Annotated in this window: 16 protein-coding genes; 9 read left to right on the top strand and 7 right to left on the bottom strand. The window is 69.5% G+C overall.

Annotated features, from left to right (window positions below; genetic code table 11):
• Positions 1–35: 35 nt before the first annotated feature.
• The 3 genes from BLU09_RS01100 (at position 36) to BLU09_RS01090 (ending at position 3442) form a co-directional block, all read left to right on the top strand.
• Positions 36–752: a hypothetical protein gene (locus tag BLU09_RS01100; protein ID WP_090484454.1), complete on the top strand. Its 717-nt coding sequence runs from the start codon at positions 36–38 to the stop codon at positions 750–752.
• A gap of 131 nt (positions 753–883) precedes the next feature.
• Complete coding sequence (locus BLU09_RS01095; RefSeq protein WP_090484453.1) at positions 884–2428, top strand: radical SAM protein; 1545 nt, start codon at positions 884–886, stop codon at positions 2426–2428.
• 96 nt (positions 2429–2524) lie between these two features.
• Positions 2525–3442: a hypothetical protein gene (locus BLU09_RS01090; RefSeq protein ID WP_228558435.1), complete on the top strand. Its 918-nt coding sequence runs from the start codon at positions 2525–2527 to the stop codon at positions 3440–3442.
• A gap of 124 nt (positions 3443–3566) precedes the next feature.
• On the opposite strand, the gene BLU09_RS01085 is transcribed toward BLU09_RS01090, so the two are convergent.
• On the bottom strand, positions 3567–4148 hold the full coding sequence (locus tag BLU09_RS01085; protein ID WP_090484448.1) for a hypothetical protein: 582 nt from the start codon (positions 4146–4148) through the stop codon (positions 3567–3569).
• Between the two features lie 6 nt (positions 4149–4154).
• On the bottom strand, positions 4155–4715 hold the full coding sequence (locus BLU09_RS01080; protein WP_186817701.1) for a DUF4920 domain-containing protein: 561 nt from the start codon (positions 4713–4715) through the stop codon (positions 4155–4157).
• An 88-nt stretch (positions 4716–4803) separates the two neighbouring features.
• Here BLU09_RS01080 and BLU09_RS01075 point away from each other — a divergent pair, with 88 nt between their 5' ends.
• Positions 4804–5235, top strand: a complete 432-nt coding sequence (locus BLU09_RS01075; RefSeq protein WP_163884329.1) for a DUF2752 domain-containing protein — start codon at positions 4804–4806, stop codon at positions 5233–5235.
• Positions 5236–5245: 10 nt separating this feature from the next.
• Positions 5246–5824 carry a glycerol-3-phosphate 1-O-acyltransferase PlsY gene (gene plsY / locus BLU09_RS01070; RefSeq protein WP_090484442.1) on the top strand — a complete coding sequence of 193 codons (579 nt, stop codon included), beginning with the start codon at positions 5246–5248 and terminating at the stop codon, positions 5822–5824.
• Here the strand turns inward: plsY and BLU09_RS01065 are convergent.
• The 3 genes from BLU09_RS01065 to BLU09_RS01055 all read right to left on the bottom strand — a co-directional run bounded on the left by BLU09_RS01065 (position 5741) and on the right by BLU09_RS01055 (position 10519).
• Positions 5741–7042 carry a THUMP domain-containing class I SAM-dependent RNA methyltransferase gene (locus BLU09_RS01065; protein ID WP_090484440.1) on the bottom strand — a complete coding sequence of 434 codons (1302 nt, stop codon included), beginning with the start codon at positions 7040–7042 and terminating at the stop codon, positions 5741–5743. The two genes, plsY and BLU09_RS01065, sit on opposite strands and share 84 nt — an antisense overlap.
• A 6-nt stretch (positions 7043–7048) precedes the next feature.
• The gene (locus BLU09_RS01060; protein WP_163884327.1) at positions 7049–7333 is read right to left on the bottom strand and encodes an antibiotic biosynthesis monooxygenase family protein; all 285 of its coding nucleotides are present in this window, start codon (positions 7331–7333) and stop codon (positions 7049–7051) included.
• A gap of 120 nt (positions 7334–7453) precedes the next feature.
• On the bottom strand, positions 7454–10519 hold the full coding sequence (locus BLU09_RS01055) for a DNA translocase FtsK 4TM domain-containing protein (RefSeq protein ID WP_186817700.1): 3066 nt from the start codon (positions 10517–10519) through the stop codon (positions 7454–7456).
• Between the two features lie 214 nt (positions 10520–10733).
• Between BLU09_RS01055 and BLU09_RS01050 the strand changes: the two genes are divergently transcribed.
• Genes BLU09_RS01050 through gatB form a run of 4 tightly spaced genes read left to right on the top strand, consistent with a single transcriptional unit; the run spans position 10734 to position 14314 of the window.
• Positions 10734–11069 (top strand): TFIIB-type zinc ribbon-containing protein, encoded by a 336-nt coding sequence (locus BLU09_RS01050; RefSeq protein ID WP_026113821.1) that lies wholly within the window; start codon positions 10734–10736, stop codon positions 11067–11069.
• Positions 11070–11075: 6 nt separating this feature from the next.
• Positions 11076–11363, top strand: coding sequence for an Asp-tRNA(Asn)/Glu-tRNA(Gln) amidotransferase subunit GatC (gatC, locus tag BLU09_RS01045; protein ID WP_011551578.1), 288 nt, complete (start codon positions 11076–11078; stop codon positions 11361–11363).
• Positions 11364–11381: 18 nt separating this feature from the next.
• Entirely contained in the window at positions 11382–12842 is a 1461-nt protein-coding gene (gene gatA / locus BLU09_RS01040) for an Asp-tRNA(Asn)/Glu-tRNA(Gln) amidotransferase subunit GatA (RefSeq protein ID WP_011551579.1), read from the top strand.
• A gap of 32 nt (positions 12843–12874) precedes the next feature.
• On the top strand, positions 12875–14314 hold the full coding sequence (gatB, locus tag BLU09_RS01035) for an Asp-tRNA(Asn)/Glu-tRNA(Gln) amidotransferase subunit GatB (RefSeq protein WP_090484435.1): 1440 nt from the start codon (positions 12875–12877) through the stop codon (positions 14312–14314).
• Here the strand turns inward: gatB and BLU09_RS01030 are convergent.
• Both BLU09_RS01030 and BLU09_RS01025 read right to left on the bottom strand, forming a co-directional pair.
• The gene (locus BLU09_RS01030; RefSeq protein WP_090484433.1) at positions 14311–15345 is read right to left on the bottom strand and encodes a carbon-nitrogen hydrolase family protein; all 1035 of its coding nucleotides are present in this window, start codon (positions 15343–15345) and stop codon (positions 14311–14313) included. The two genes, gatB and BLU09_RS01030, sit on opposite strands and share 4 nt — an antisense overlap.
• A 6-nt stretch (positions 15346–15351) precedes the next feature.
• Positions 15352–16314, bottom strand: a complete 963-nt coding sequence (locus BLU09_RS01025) for an isopenicillin N synthase family dioxygenase (protein ID WP_090484431.1) — start codon at positions 16312–16314, stop codon at positions 15352–15354.
• Positions 16315–16424 lie beyond the last annotated feature (110 nt).

Raw genomic sequence — 16424 nt, 5'->3', positions numbered from 1 at the left:
CCCAGGCCCAATCACGGAATCGGAACATCAGTCACATGACCAAGAACATCGTGAAAACTGCGTTGGTTCTCCTGGGCACGGGAAGCCTGTTGTCGGGTTGCAGCGTCGAGCAGCCTGACCCCGGCTGCTTCGTGCAGGAGTCTCCCCACTGGGCCGTGAAGTACGACCGGGTGGAGGCTGGCCGGGATGCTTCTGGCAATGCGTGCGACACCGTCGCTCCGACTGCGGAGATGCTGGGTGTCTACCGTTACATCGACCTGGATAACGGCACCGCGAAGCTCGCGCTCCGGCCTCAGACCCTGGCATCCGCTGGCGCTAAGGATGACACCACGGACCAGAGCGCGCAGACCGCGCTGGGCGACTTGGCGAACGACCGCGACGCCGAGGACTTCTGCAACGCGCCCAGCTTCCCGGCGGCCCGCGTCAACGTGGCCTCCCCGGCGAACGAGATCGTGTACCAGTACGCCAATGTCCGCGTGTACTCGGCGCCTGCGGCTCCGGGCACCCAGATGACGGGTGAGTTGACCTACACGAACAATGGTTGCACCTCGAAGTACGTGATGAACGCCATCTGGCCGGCGGTCGGTTGTGACCCCGAGTCGGATTCCCCGGCGGAGAACTGCGGTCCAGGCTCCGGCCTGAGCCCGGACTTTGCGGCGACGTGCATCACCACCGCGAACTGCGCCTCCGTCTACTCGGTGAGTGCGGAGAACTGCTGCGTCCCGACGAACCAGGTCCCGTCGTTCAAGTAGTCGAGCAAGTCGTCTGCTGAACCGCGCCACCCCACCTGGGTGGCGCACCTCGGCCCCGGCGGTCTCTCCCCACATGGGAGTGGCTGACCGGGGCCGCGGTGTTTAAAAGGCTGGACCTGTACTGGAGGCACATGGAGGGCCGTTACTCACTCATCGAGCGCGTTCGCAGCTTGCTGGCGGACGAACAGGGCACGCTGCACAAGGCGGCGCCCTATCGGGTGGCCCTCTGCTACCCCAGCCCCTACCACGTAGGCATGAGCTCGCTCGGCTACCAGGCCATCTACCGTGAAATCCACGAGCATCCTGGCGCGACGGCCGAGCGCGTCTTCCTTCCGGATGACGTGGACGCCTTCAAGCGCACCCGGACGCCGCTCTTCACCTGGGAGTCCCAGGCCCCTGTCGCTGACTTCGACATGCTGGCCTTCTCCGTGGCGTATGAGCTGGAGCTGACGGGGCTCTTCTCCATGTTGGAGCTGACGGGCATCCCGCTCCTGGCGGAGGAGCGCCAGGATGGCCGCTATCCGCTCGTGGTGGGCGGCGGGCCGTTGACGTTCTCCAACCCGGATCCGCTGGAGCCCTTCGTGGACGTGCTCGTCCAGGGCGAGGCGGAGGATTTGATCCACCTGCTGGTGGAGGCCGCGGCGACCATGGACCGCGAGGCCCTCCTGGCGCACCTGGCCCGCATCCCGGGCTTCCGCGTGCCCGGGCGGGGCGGAGCGCGATATCACGTGGCCAAGGCCACGGATTCACGGCTGCCTGCCCGGTCGCAAATCGTGACACCGCACACCGAGCTGCGCTCGATGTTCCTCATCGAGCCGGAGCGGGGCTGCTCCCGGGGCTGCCATTACTGCGTCATGCGGCGCACCACGAATGGGGGCATGCGCACGGTGCCGCCGGAGCGCATCTTGTCCCTGATTCCGGAGCATGCCCGCCGGGTGGGGTTGGTGGGCGCGGCGGTGACGGACCATCCGCGCATCGTCGAGTTGCTCCGGACGATTGTGGAGTCCGGCCGTGAGGTGGGGGTGTCCTCCCTGCGCGCGGACCGGCTGACCCAGGAACTGGTGGATCAGCTCCGGCGGGGAGGGGCCACCAACCTCACGGTGGCGGCGGACGGGCCGTCACAGCGCCTGCGGGACATGGTGGACCGGAAGCACTCAGAGGAACAGATTGTCCGGGCCGCGACGTTCGCCCGCACGGCGGGGATGAAGCAGCTCAAGGTGTACAACGTCGTGGGTCTGCCGACTGAAGAGGACGCGGACATCGACGAGCTCATCCGCTTCACCAGCGAGCTGTCCCGCATCCTCCCGGTGGCGCTGGGCGTGGCGCCTTTCGTGGCCAAGCGCAACACGCCCTTGGATGGCGCTCCCTTCATGGGCATTCGCGAGGTGGAGGGGCGGCTGGAGCGACTGCGCAAGGGGCTCCGGGGGCGCGCCGAGGTGCGCCCGACGTCCGCGCGCTGGGCCTGGGTGGAGTACATGCTGGCCCAGTGCGGTCCGGAGGCGGGGCTGGCGGCCATGGATGCCTGGAAGGCCGGAGGGAACTTCGCGGCCTGGAAGCGGGCCTTCGACGCCCGGGACTGCGAGCCGTACCTGGCCCGGCGGGTGGAGGACGGTCGGCGCAACCCCGTCCTGTGGCCCACCGTGCCGAGGACCGCGCCCCCGGCGTCCGCCGCCTGACGTGGGATTGCACGTGGTGGTGCACGTCCGCCCCGGCTTCCGCTAGAAGGCCGCTTGGCGCGCCGATGGCCGGCGTCCAGGGCAGCGGAGATCCAGGTGAGCACGCAGCGAGTGGACAAGTCGTGGCAGCAGAAGGGCCTGAAGGAGTACTCGACGGAGGCCCTGCTCGGGACGCTCGGCCATTACGGCATTGCCGTGGGCGAGGACGACTTCCGCAAGCTGGCGGAGACGGCCTTCCCGCTGGGCATTGCCCAGCAGTGGCGGCCGCAGTGGAAGGGCACCGGTCCCTTCAAGGACTTCGCGGTGGCGGCGGCGGTGGAGCTGTGGAGCCGCTGGCTGCCGGACCGCGTGGCGCCCATGGAGATGGCCGACACGCTGGCGAACCTGATGCAGCAACTGTCGTTCCTGTTGGGTGGGCGGCAGGACGCGGCGGTGGACGCCGCCTTCGAGAAGATGAACGCGGTGCGCGCGAAGATGCCGCTCGACGAGAAGGGGGCGCCGCAGGAGCGCTTCATGCGCGAGGCGCTGGCGCCCTTCACGGAGAAGCAGGCCGAAATCTTCGACAGCCTCGCGGAGGCGCTGGCGTCATCGGGCCACGTGGGCCACGCGGAGTCCTTCGCGGACCTGGAGGAGTTCCTCCTGCCGGACCGCCGTGGAATCTCGCGCGCCATCGTCCGCGCGGCGAAGGGCGAGCTGGGGCCTGCCACCGAGGACATGGTGAAGCTCACCGAGGACACCGAGCGCTCGCCCATCGCGCGCCTGCTGGCGGTGGACGGCCTCATCCACATCAAGGCGCACGGTCAGGCGGCGGCGGCGGCCCGCACGCTGCTCGCGGCGGCGGAGAATGGCGGTGACCTGCACCTCGCGCTGGACCTCGTCCCCCGCCTGGAGCACGTCTACAAGGCGCAGAACGACCGCGAGTCGCTGCTGGAGCTGATGGGCATCTCCGAGCGCCTGGAGGCGGCCCACGACAAGATTCACCCCGGCCACCGCCGTCACCGTCACGGTCGCTGAGGTACGTGCGTGACAGGGGGCCTGCGTGGCCTCCTGTCACAGCCCGTGGGAAGAGTGGGGCCCGTCCGCGGCTCCGCGCCCAGGAAAGAGGGGGCCTGGGAGCCGCACTTTCCGCCCCTTCGTCCTAGCCGTTCGACTCCTGTCCCTGAGGAGATTCGGGGGTGGGCGGCACCTCTTCCGCCACGTCCTTCGCGCCACCCCGGCGCTTCAGCGGAACGCGAAGCACGCCGGGGACACCTTCCGCCACGTCTCGCACGGAAACCACGGCGCCCACGGTGGTGTAGCGGATGGCGCCCGTCTGGGTGAAGGCGTGCTTGAGCGGGTACTCCTTCGCCCGGGGAAGGAACCACTCGCGCGCCGCCTTCATGGGCACGACGTGCAGCTCTCCCTGCGAGAGGAAGACGTACACCAGCAGGTCCGCGCCGCTGTAGAGGAAGCAGCCTGGGGTGTCCTTCTCCAGGTTGGACACCAGCTCGAAGAAGTAGCGCCGGCGGGTGGCGTTGCGGTCGCCCTTCACCTCGATGCCGCGCACCTCGCCCGAGGGGAGCTCCCAGAGCAGGTCCACACCCCGGTGCTGGAAGCGCGGGTCCAACTGCACGTCATGCACGCGCGAGCCCGGCTCCGTCTCCAACATCCATGCGCGGGCGTGCTGCACGGCGCGGTCCGCCGCGCTCTGCACGCCGCGCATGCTGAAGCTTCGTGCCATGTCGTCTCAGCGGCGAAGTTCGACGCCCGTGGCCACCAACTGCACCTCACGCGGCTTGCCATCGGCGCCGCGGGGGACGATGGCGCCCTCGGACTCGTAGTGCTGGGCGCGGCTGTCGGTCAGCTCGGCCACCTTCAGCACGCCTTCCACGCGCGCCTGCGCGCCCGCGGAGTCCAGGGGGACGAAGAAGCCGTAGTCCTTGAACGTCACGCGCACGCCCGGGCCTTTGTCCTGGCCGTTCGCCGCCAGCTCCATCCAGCAGCCCTTGCGCTCACACGCCTTGCGCACCTGCCCCTCGAGCAGCACCGTCTTTCCGTCGTGAGCCTGCGGCCTGGCCAGCACGTCCGCGAGCTTCACCGCCTTGGCGCCCTTGAGGGGCTCGCCGCGGGTGAGCTTCCAGCCATCGGACGCGCCTTCGGCCTTGGGCGCGGTCTGCGCCTGCGGGGCGGGCGGGTGGTGGCAGTCGGCCTCGGCGGCCTTGCCCGCCTTGGCGGACGACTTGTCACTCGCGAGGGCAACCAGGGGAACGGCGACCAGCAGCATCAGGGACGTGCGGAGCGTGTTCATACCCCGTCCGCTTAGCCAAAAGTCTTTGCTCCGGCAAGGCGACCCCCGTACTAAAGTCCATCCACCCGCACACGCTGAGGAGGTGCGCTTGAAGGTCGTCATCCCTCCCCGCAACCGCCGTTTCAGCACCGTGGACGCCATGGGGCTCGCTGGCGTGGTGGGGCTGCTCGTGGCGCGCTACATCCCGGTGGCCCGCATCATCCCCTTCTGGGGCTGTGTGCTCAGGGAGCAGACCGGGTGGCCCTGCCTCGGCTGCGGCCTGACGCGCGTGGCCGACCGGGTATCCCACCTCAACTTCGCCGGAGCCTGGGAGGCCAACCCCCTGGGAACGGTGGCGGCCATCGTGTTCGCGCTGGCGGCGGTGGTCATGGTGCTGCACCTGGTGTTCGCGATGCCCATTCCCCAGGTGGAGCTCTCCCCCCGCGAGTGGAGCGTCCTGGGCGTCCTGACGCCCATCATCATCCTGGTCAATTACGCCTACGTGGTGGTGAAGACGCGCTTCCCCCACCTGCTGCTGTAGCCTCTGCGTCGTGACTTCCGCGCTCGTCCTGCTGGGCTACCTCGCCGGCTCCATTCCCTTCGGTGTGTTGCTGACGCGGTGGCTGCGCGGGGTGGACGTGCGCAAGGGCGGTAGCGGGAACATCGGCGCCACCAACGTCACGCGCGTGGCGGGCAAGAAGCTGGGCGCGGTGGTGTTGCTGCTGGATGCCATCAAGGGGGCGTTGCCCGTGGTCCTGGCGGTGCGCCTGCTGCCAGATGCGCCCACCGTGCACGTGGCGGTGGGGCTGGCCGCGGTGCTGGGACACATCTACCCGGTGTGGCTGAAGCTCCAGGGCGGCAAGGGCGTGGCCACCGCGCTGGGCGTGCTGCTGGTGCTGGTGCCCCAGGCCGCGCTGGCGGGCGCGCTGGCGTATGTCACCGTCTTCGCCGTGTCGCGCGTGAGCTCGCTGGGCTCGCTGGCGGCGGGGGCCACGGCGGTGGGCACGTCGGCGCTCACCGCTCGGGCCGTGGAATACGCGGGACTCTCAGCCCTCCTCTTCGCCCTCATGCTGTGGACGCACCGGGGCAACATCCGCCGGCTGGCGCGGCGCACCGAGCGGCGCTTCTGAGCCGTCCCCGGTGTCACCCCGAGCGCTGCCACCGTCTGGAGGACGGTAGCCGAGCAGCGAGCAGGCGATGGGGCCGTTCCAGAGGTCCCGCTTCGCGGAGGGGCGCGCATGGAAGGCGCTCTCGAAGCCGGGGTTGCCGCAGATGACCCACACGCGCCAGCCCGGGACGCGCAGCGACTCGCCCAGCTTGAAGTAGAAGCTCTTCATGCCCTTCTGGCCGCCCGTGCCGAGCCGGTCGCCGTAGGGTGGGTTGGTGACGAGCAATCCGCCTGTCTCCGGCAGCGGCGGCAGCCGGGTCGCGTCACCTTCGGCCAGCTGGATTTCCTCCGTCAGGCGTGCGGCGCGCACGTTGCGGCTGGCGGCCTCCAGCGCCTCCGGGTCCTTGTCGAAGCCGAGCAGCGGTACTTCCACCTTCCGCTCGTTGCGGCGGGCATCCGCGCGCATGTCCGCGAGCAGCTCGCGGGCCCGGGCGCCCAGCTCCGGCCAGCGCTCCACCGCGAAGTCCCGGTTGAGCCCGGGCGCGCGCCGACGGGCGATGAGGCCTGCCTCGATGAGCAAGGTGCCGGAGCCGCACATCGGGTCCACCAGTCCCTCCGTCCCCGTGTAGTTCGCCGCGCGCAGCACCGCCGCGGCCAGCGTCTCCTTCAGCGGAGCGGGCGTGGGGCGCACGCGGTAGCCCCGGCGGTGCAGGGGCTCGCCGCACAAATCCAGGGACAGGGACAGCGTTTCACGGGCGAGGTGCGCCACCACGCGGATGTCCGGGTCGCGCGTGTTCACGTCCGGCCGGGCGCCCTTCGTGTCGCGCATCCGGTCGACGATGGCGTCTTTCACCTTGAGGGCCACGAAGCCGGAGTGGCTGTGCTCGCTGTCCTTCAGCGTGGCATCCACCGCGAAGGTGTGTTCGGGGGTGAGGTGCTCCTCCCAGGGGATGCTGGCGGCGGCTTCGTACAGGCCTTCCGCGCCCCGGGCCTCGAAGGCGCCCAGCGGGTAGAGCACGCGCATGGCGATGCGGGACCAGAGCGCCACCATGAGCGCCTCGTCCAACGTGGCCATGAAGCGGACACCGCCGCGGTCCTGGCGGATGCGGCGGGCGCCGAGCTCCTTCAGCTCGTCGGCCAGGAGGTCCTCGGTGCCGCGAGCGGCGGTGGCGAAAAGGGCAATGCGTTCAGCCATGGGATTCCGCCCATAGACGACACCGGGCCGCTTGGGAACCGGCATCGCGTTTCATGTGCCCACCACCTCGTAGAGGGCGAAGGTGGCGTCCTCCTGCTGGGCGCTCGCCTCCCGCGCCCGCTGGAAGTCCTCGGACTGAAAGTAGGCCCGCATGGAGGCCTTGTCCCGCCAGCGCGTCACCAGCATCAGCTCCGGCGGCCGTTCGAAGGAGCGCAGCACCTCCAGCCCCAGGAAGCCCGGGTATCCGTCCACCGCCCGCGTGCGCGCCTGGAAGCGGGCGACCAGGCGGTCCGCTTCCTCGGGGGCCGGCCGGAAGCGGGAGATGGCGACAATCATGGGCACGCCTCGGGTGGAAAACAGCGAGGGCGTCCGGGCCGAGCCAGGACGCCCCCGTGAAGTGGAACCGCCAGGGCCACCGCCTCCCATCCCATCCGGGAGACGGCGGCCACGTGGGCCTTACATGGCCCCGGCGCCGGGCATGTCGCCGAGGCCCCGGATGAGCACCTCGCGGGGCTTGGCACCATCCGCCGCGCCCACCACGCCGTCGCGCTCCATCCGCTCAATCATGCGGGCCGCGCGGTTGTAGCCGATGCGCATCTTGCGCTGGAGCATGGAGATGGAGACGGCCCGCATCTCGCTGACCGTCGCGAGCGCCTGGTCGTACAGCTCGTCGGACAGCTCGTCCTCCTCGCCGCCACCTTCCACGTCCTCGTCGCGCGGCTTGAGGATGGAGTCGTCGTAGACGGGCTTGCCCTGGGCCTTGAGGTGGTCCACCGCCTTCTTGATTTCGTTCTCCGACACGAACGCGCCGTGCACGCGCTGCAGGTGCGCGCTGGTGGGCGGCATGATGAGCATGTCGCCCATGCCCAGCAGGGCCTCCGCGCCGACCGTGCCCAGAATCGTCATCGAGTCCGGCTTCGAGCGCAGCATGAAGCTGACGCGCGTGGGGAAGTTGGCCTTGATGACGCCGGTGACGACGTCCGTGGACGGGCGCTGCGTGGCGACCATCAGGTGGATGCCGGCCGCGCGGGCCATCTGTGCCAGGCGCGCGACGTAGGTCTCCACCTCGCGGCTGGCCACCATCATCAGGTCGGCGAGCTCGTCGATGATGACCACGATGTAGGGCAGCTTCTTGAGCTGCTTCTTCTCCGGCTCGGTGGACTCGCTGGCCTCCAGCGCCTCGGTGTCCTCGGACTCGGCCTCCAGCTCGGGAGCCTCGGCTTCCTCGGACGCCTGCGCGTCGAGCATGTCGTCCTCGTCGTCCCGGGGGGCGGCGACGCCCAGGCTCTCGCCGCCCGCGGGCATGGAGGACTTGGGGCTTTCGCCATCGAGCACGAGCACGTTCTTCGGCTTCGCCTTCTTCTTCGGCGCGGATTCGGTGGTCGCCTTCACCTCCACCGCGGTGCTCTCCACCAGCTTGTTGAAGCCGGCGATGTTGCGCACGCCCGCCTCGGACAGCATCTGGTAGCGGCGCTCCATCTCCTCCACGGCCCAGCGCAGCGCGAGCGCCGCCTTCTTCGGGTCCGTCACCACCGGCAGCAGCAGGTGGGGGATGCCCTCGTAGACGGAGAGCTCCAGCATCTTCGGGTCCACCATGATGAAGCGGACCTCCTCGGGCGTGGCCTTGAGGAGGATGCTCATGATCATGGAGTTCACCGCCACCGACTTACCGGAGCCGGTGGTGCCGGCGATGAGCAGGTGGGGCGCCTTGGCCAGGTCGAGGACGTACGGCATGCCCTCGATGTCCTTGCCCACGCACATGGTCAGCTTGCTGGCGCCCTTGTTGAAGGCGTCCTGCTCGGCAATCTCCTTGAGGTAGACGGTCTCGCGGTCCCTGTTCGGAACTTCGATGCCCACCACGCCCTTGCCGGGGATGGGGGCGACGATGCGCACGCGCATGGCCTCCATGGCCATGGCGAGGTCGTCCGCGAGCGCGGCAATCTTGCTCACCTTGATGCCGGGTCCCGGGAGGAACTCGTACATGGTGACGACGGGGCCGGGGCGAATCTCCACCACCTCGCCGACGATGCCGAAGTCCGCCAGCTTCGCGCGCAGCTTCTCCGCCGTGGACAGGTACACGTCCTTGTCCAGCGCGGAGCGCTCCGTCTTGTCGCACTCGAGCACGTCGAGCGGCGGCAGCGAGAAGCTCTTGCGGTCGCCGACGAACTCGAACTGGTCCTGACTCTTCTTGACGGTGGGCTTGGGCGGGGCCTTGGGCTCCACGATGAGCGGCATGCGTGCCAGCGCGGCCTGCGGCGCGGGGACGATGTCGGCCGGGGCGGCGGGGGCGGGGGGCACCGGCGCGATGGGGGCGGCGGCGACGGGCGCGACAGGCTCGGCCTCCATGTCGGCCATGGGGACCGGCGCCGGGCCGGTGACGATGTTCGGCTTGCGGCGGGCGCGCGGCGTTTCGGTGGCGTCGGCGCCGTCGGCGGGAATGATGAGGTTGGGCGAGGGCGGCAGGAAGGACGCGGCCCAGGCCGGGTCGGCACCGAGGGCCGGGCGCTTCTCCGCCTTCGCCGGCGCTTTCTCCGGAAGGGCCAGCACGGGCGCGGGGGCAGGGGGCAGCGAGTCGGCCTCGCGGGTCGGCGGGAGCAGCTTCTTCTCCAGCTTCTCCGCCTTCTCGCGCTCGCGGGACTCCTTGAGCGCCAGCTTCGCGGCGGCGGCCTGCTCCTTCTCCTGCTGCTTCGACAGCCGGAAGGCCTCCTCCGCCATGGCCTCGGCCTCGGCGGCCTCGGCCTCTTCGGCCAGGCGCTCGGCTTCGGCGAGCTCTTCCTCGTCAGCCTCGAGCTGCGCGAGGAAGGCGGCCTCCTCCAGCTTCTCCTGGGCGGCGCGCTCCTGGCGCTCCTGGTAGGCCACCTTCTGCGCCTCCCAGAACACGCTGGCGGATTCCTGGACGCGGCGACCCACCACACACATCCCGGCCCACGCCAGCGAGCACAGCTTGAGGAAGGTGTACTGGGTGCCCACGATGAGGGCGGCCGCGCTGATGGCCGTCACCAGGATGACGGTGCCCACCGTGGAGAACAGGCCGGACATGATGCCGCCCAGGCTGGCGCCCAGCGCGCCACCCGGTGGGTGTGCCCAGCCCTTGTCACCGGCGAACATCAGCTGCGCCAGCACGGACACGCTGACCGTCAGCAGCGCCAGGCTGATGATTTGCGGTCCCCGCTTCCGGTCCCGGCTGCCCACGAAGAGCACCATGGCCGTGTAGATGCCGCCCACGGGGATGAGGTAGGCGCACACGCCGAGCATGCCGCGCAGCGACTCCGCGATGAGGTGCCCCATGGGGCCCACCGCGTTGTTGAAGCCCGGGCCCACCCGGTCCTTCGCGTCGAAAGTGGCCACCGCCAGCAGGGCAATCAACGACGCCGCCAGCAGGAACACGCCGGTGATGGCCCGGGTGGTGACGTCTCCGCCCTTGCCGGCCTTCATCCGCTTGTCCGCCAGCGCCCTGCGGCGCGTCGCGATTTCCTGCCGGGACAAGACCGCCTTCTCCGCCCGACCCTTCTTCGCCGTCATGTCCGTCTTCCCTCTGCGCGTCTCAGCCGCGTAGCGGGCTGTAGCAATGCCCGCAGCGAGTGTAGGGAGGGCGGGGGACCGGTCAATTTTCCAGCTCAGGACGGGGAACCTACATTTCGGCTGCACCCCTCCCCAGAGGGGGTATGGTGCCGCCCAACATCGCCGCCCGGGCGCGCATGCCGCGCGGCGGCGGGACTTCGTGGAGGAACATCACATGGCCGACGCCCGTACCGACAAGCCGTCATCCACCGAGGAGGAGTACTTCGCCCGGGAGGAGATTGAGAAGAAGCGCAAGCTGGCCCTGGAGCAGGCCGCGGCGAGCGCGGCGCAGCAGCGCGAGGAGCTCAAGAAGCTCCACTGGATGAAGTGCCCCAAGTGCGGCATGGACCTCCAGACGCTGAAGCAGGGGAATGTCGAAATCGAGACCTGCTTCAACTGCCACGGCATCTTCCTGGACGCCGGGGAGCTGGACCAGCTGGTCGCCCAGCACGGCCACGAGGGCAGTGGCAAGGTGATGGGGGCCATCCTCAACCTCTTCAAGAAGAAGTAGGCCGCCGTGGCGCTCACGCTCGAGCAGGTGCGCCATGTGGCCACACTGGCGCGGCTGTCGCTGACTCCGGAAGAGGAGCAGCGCTTCACCACCCAGCTGTCCGCGGTGCTGGACGCGGTGGAGCAGCTCCAGTCGCTCGACGTGGAGGCCGTGGAGCCCACTTCCCACGCCACGCTCACGTCTTCACGGTTGCGTGAGGACGTGACGCGGCCGTCCCTGCCGCCAGAGAAGTCCCTGGCCAACGCGCCGGCGAAGTCGGACACGTCCTTCGCCGTGCCGAAAATCATCGAGTAGTCCCGGAGGTTCCACGCCATGCAGCTCACGGACCTCACGATGCTGGAGCTGGCCGCGAAGCTGGCCGCGGGAGAGGCCTCCTCCGAGGAGGCCACCCGCGCGAGCCTGGCGCGCATCCAGCAGGTGGACCCGAAGGTGCGCGCCTTCTTGCGCGTGGATGAAGCCGGTGCCCTGGCCGCCGCTCGCGCCAGTGACGCGCGCCGCAAGTCGGGCAGTCCCGCCAGCGCCCTGGACGGCGTGCCGTTGGGGCTCAAGGACATCTTCCTCACCGAGGGCGTGGAGACCACCGCCGGCTCGCGCATCCTGGAGGGCTTCGTTCCGCCCTATGACGCCACGGTGGTGCGCCTGCTGAAGGAGGCGGGCCTGCCGCTGGTGGGCAAGCTGAACATGGATGAGTTCGCGATGGGCTCCTCCAACGAATCCAGCGCCTTCTTTCCCAGCCACAACCCGTGGGACGTGTCGCGCACGCCGGGCGGCTCGTCTGGTGGCTCGGCGGCGGCGGTGGCCGCGCGCGAGGTGTTCGGCGCGCTGGGAACGGACACGGGCGGCTCCATCCGCCAGCCCGCGGCGCTCACCAACACCGTGGGGCTGAAGCCCACCTACGGCCGGGTGTCGCGCTTTGGCGTCATCGCCTTCGCTTCGTCGCTGGACCAGCCGGGCCCCATGACGCGCACGGTGGCGGACGCGGCGGCGCTGCTCCAGGTGATTGCGCGGCCGGACGCGCAGGACGCCACGTCCGCGGACGCGCCCGTGCCGGATTATTCGGCGGACCTGGAGGCCGGCGTGCGGGGCCTGAAGCTGGGCGTTCCGCGCGAGTACTTCACCGAGGGCATGGACCCGGAGGTGGAGGCCGCGGTGCGCGAGGCCCTGCGCGAGTACGAGCGTCTGGGCGCGACGTTGGTGGACGTGTCGCTGCCCCACACGAAGTACGCGCTGGCGACGTACTACCTCATCGCGCCTGCGGAGGCGTCCAGCAACCTGGCTCGCTACGATGGCGTGCGCTTCGGCCTGCGGGCGAAGGACGCGCGCAGCCTGCGAGACGTGTACGCGCTGACGCGGGAGCAGGGCTTCGGCGCGGAGGTGAAGCGCCGCATCATGCTGGGGACCTTCGCGCTGTCCTCCGGCTACTACGACGCCCACTACCTGCGTGCGCAGAAGGTTCGCACGCTCATCCGCGAGGACTTCACGCGGGCCTTCCAGCAGGTGGACGCGCTGCTGTCGCCCACCTCGCCGGTGCCGGCCTTCAAGCTGGGTGAGAAGGTGGAGGACCCGCTGTCCATGTACCTCATGGACATCTACACGCTGCCTTGCAACCTGGCGGGCCTGCCCGGCCTGTCGGTGCCCTGCGGCTTCACGAAGGCGGGCTTGCCCGTGGGCCTGCAGATTCTGGGACGGCCCTTCGACGAGGCTGGCCTGCTGCGCATTGCCCGCGCCTACGAGCGCGAGCACGACTTCTTCCGCCGCTCCGCGCCCCTGTAGGGCCCTCGAGCGTCCGCCCTGGTGACACCGCCATGCCCGTGAGCGATTTCCAGCCCGTCATCGGCCTCGAGGTCCACGCGCAGCTCCTCACGCAGTCCAAGATTTTCTGTGGCTGCTCCACCGCGTTCGGCGCCGAGCCCAACCGCAACACCTGCCCGGTGTGCCTGGGCATGCCCGGTGTGCTGCCGGTGCTCAACCAGCGCGTGGCGGAGTTCGCCGTGCGCACGGGCCTGGCGCTGGAGTGCACCATCCGCCCGACGAGCGTGTGGAGCCGGAAGAACTACTTCTATCCGGACCTGCCCAAGGGCTACCAGATTACGCAGTTCGACCAGCCCATCTGCGAGCACGGGCGGCTCGTCATCGACACGCCGCAGGGCGAGAAGGCCATCCGCATCCTCCGCATCCACATGGAAGAGGACGCGGGCAAGAGCGTGCATGACGCCGGTGGGGGCCAGAGCCTGGTGGACCTCAACCGCGCGGGGGTGCCGCTGCTCGAAATCGTCAGCCAGCCGGACCTGCGCGACGCGGACGAGGCGGTGGAGTACCTCAAGGCGATGCGGGACGTGCTCGTCTACCTGGGCGTCAACGACGGCAACCTGGAGGAGGGGAGCTTCCGCTGCGATGCCAACGTGTCGGTGATGCCGAAGGGCTCCACCACGTTTGGCAAGCGCTGCGAGCTGAAGAACCTCAACTCGTTCCGCTTCCTCAAGCAGGCCATCGAGTACGAGATTGCCCGGCAGGTGGACGTCATCGAGTCGGGTGGCAAGGTGGTGCAGGAGACGCGCCTGTGGGACGTGAACAAGGGCGTCACCCGCTCCATGCGCAGCAAGGAGGAGGCGCACGACTACCGGTACTTCCCGGAGCCGGACCTGCCGCCGCTGCACGTGAGCGCGGAGGCCATCGACGCCGCGGCGAAGGCGTTGCCGGAGCTGCCGCGTGCGAAGCTCCAGCGCTTCACCCACCAGTACGGACTGCCCGCGTATGACGCCCGCATCCTCACCGCCGAGCGCCCGCTGGCCGACTACTTCGAGGCCTGCGCCGGGTACTACAAGGACTACAAGAAGCTCTCCAACTGGTTCCTCGGAGAGCTGATGCGCCTGCTGAAGGAAGAGGGCACGCCGCTGTCCGCGCTGCGCTTCACGCCAGCACACCTGGGGGAGCTGCTGGGCGCTGTCGACCAGGGCAGGGTGTCCGCCAACGCGGGCAAGGATGTGCTCGGGGAGATGTTCCGCACGGGCAAGGCGCCCGCGGACATCATCGCGGAGAAGGGCCTGGCCCAGGTGAGCGACACCGGCGCCATCGAGGCGGTGGTGGACGACATCCTCGCGAAGAACGCGGGGGAGATTGAGAAGTACCGCGCCGGCAAGAAGCAGGTGTTCGGTTTCTTCGTGGGTCAGGTGATGCGGGCCATGAAGGGCAAGGGCAACCCCGCCCTGGTCAACGAGCTGCTGAAGAAGAAGCTCGGCGACTAAGGCGTGCCGTGTGCCGCGGTGGGGACGGTGGCGTGCACCACGTCCTCCTCCTGCGTCGTCTGGGCATGGGCGAGCACGCGTACGTCGCCGGAGGCCGTGCGCTCCAGGATGTGTGCGGCACCTTCGAAGGTGCCGCCGAGCAGACTGCCCACCTGCTGCGCGCTCACCACGTAGCGCACGTTCCGGAGCGTGCGGAGCTGCGCGGGCAGGCCTTCGTGTTGCCAGCGCTCGCCTTGGGCAGCGCGTGCCCACGGCCCGGCGTGGATGGAGGGATGGGCGAGGACGTCCACTCGCACGGCGTCGAGGTATTGCGCGCAGGGGGCGAACCAGGGCTCGTCGCGGGTATGCGGCTGGGCGAAGCCGTCATAGCCGATGAGGGTCGCCAGCTTTCCGAAGGGCGTCTGGAGCACGGCCAGGTCCTCCGGGCGGCCAGGGCTCAGGTGAAGCCCGTCCTCCCAGGAGGGCACCAGGTTGGCCTTGCGCGCGGCCGCGACGCAGTTGCCTTCGGGCGAGAAGGTGTAGCTGGTGTTGTAGGTGCGCGCGCTGAAGGGTTCGAAGTCCGGCGAGCCCTCCCCCCGGCGGCCGGCGGGCAGCAGCGCACTGCCCGCCACCACCCACAGGCCGAAATCCCGCGCGATGCCAGAGAAGGTGTTCCACAGCGTCCGGTGCACGAGGGGCGCTCGCGCGGCGTAGATGCACTCCGTCAGCGACGGCGGCCGGAAGTTGCTCCAGGCATTCCACACCCCCCAGGCCTCGGAGAGGCGCACGCGTTTCAGTGCACCCTGGAGTGAGGTGCTTTGCCGCACGCGGTGCATGTGGCCCAGGAACAGCAGCGGTGCCCCCACCGACTCCGGCCACACGACGAGCGCTGGGGAGCGCGGCTGGCCTGACGCATCCCGGGCGCGCAGGGCATCCACCTTCGCCGCCAGCGCACGGTGTCGCGCGGTGAAGGCGGCTGGAGAGGCGTAGTCCTCCAGCGAGACGCGGGGCTGGAGGGCGAACAGTTCGACGAGGTCGGTGGCCGTGTCCACGGTGCGTTACTTCAGCAGGCCATTCTCGCGCAGCCGCTGCTTGAGGAAGGCATCCGCGGTGATGGGCGCGTGGCGCGCCGGGGTGTCCGCCGTCTGGGTGCAGGGCAGCGCCTGGAGCACGCAGTCCGCGTAGGGATGGACGAAGAAGGGCATCGAGTAGCGCACCGTGTCCTCTTCCTTGCTGCGCGGATTCACCACCCGGTGCGTGGTGGCGGGGATGATTTCGTTCGTCACGCGGCTGAGCATGTCGCCTGAGTCGACGACAATCTGTCCGCGCAGCGTGTCCACCGGCAGCCATTCCCCGTCGCGGGTGAGCAGCTCCAGGCCGGACGCCGTGCCCTCGCAGAGCAGGGTGATGAGGTTGATGTCCTCATGCTCGGCGGCGCGCACGCCCCCGGGGATGAAGCGCTCCTTCAACGGCGGGTAGTGGATGAGCCGCAGCACGGAGTTGCCGTCCGTGGCCATGCCGCTGAAGGTGTCGCGCGCCACGCCAAAGTACTCGGCCAGCGCCTGGAGCATGACACCCGCCACGCCATCCAGCGCGTTGAAGAGCGACAGCGTGTGCTCTCGGAAGGTGGACACCTCGGTGGGCCACACGTTGGGGCCGTAGAGCGCGTGGTACTTGTGGTCAGGCGGCAGCTCGCGGCCCACGTGCCAGAACTCCTTCAGGTCTCCCACCTGGCGGTTCTTCGCGTGCTCCTGACCGTAGCCGATGTAGCCGCGCTGGCCGCCGTGCCCCGCCTGGGCGTACTGGGCCTTGGTGGCCTCGGGCAGGGCGAAGAAGCGCTCCACGTCCGTGTACGTGCGGCGGATGAGGCCGTCGTCGATGCCGTGGCCTTCCACCGTGACGAAGCCGAACTCCTTGATGCCGTCGCCGAACACCTGCACGAAGCGGGCGCGCTCCTGGGGCGTGCCCGTGCGGTAATGGGACAGGTTGACGACGGGGATGCGGCGCTGGGTTGGCGACATGGCGCCGCACTTTAGCCACCGTGATGGATTGTCGGCACGCACAGCGTCCGCCAGCGGACCCTGTTCTGCGACCATGGCTTCGAGGGTGCGGCACCAGCGGACATCTGCCC

This window comes from Myxococcus virescens, assembly GCF_900101905.1.
In the GTDB taxonomy this organism is placed as follows: Bacteria; Myxococcota; Myxococcia; order Myxococcales; family Myxococcaceae; genus Myxococcus; species Myxococcus virescens.
The sequence above is the reverse complement of the archived record's forward strand: the minus strand, read 5'-3'. Positions and strand labels throughout refer to the sequence as shown.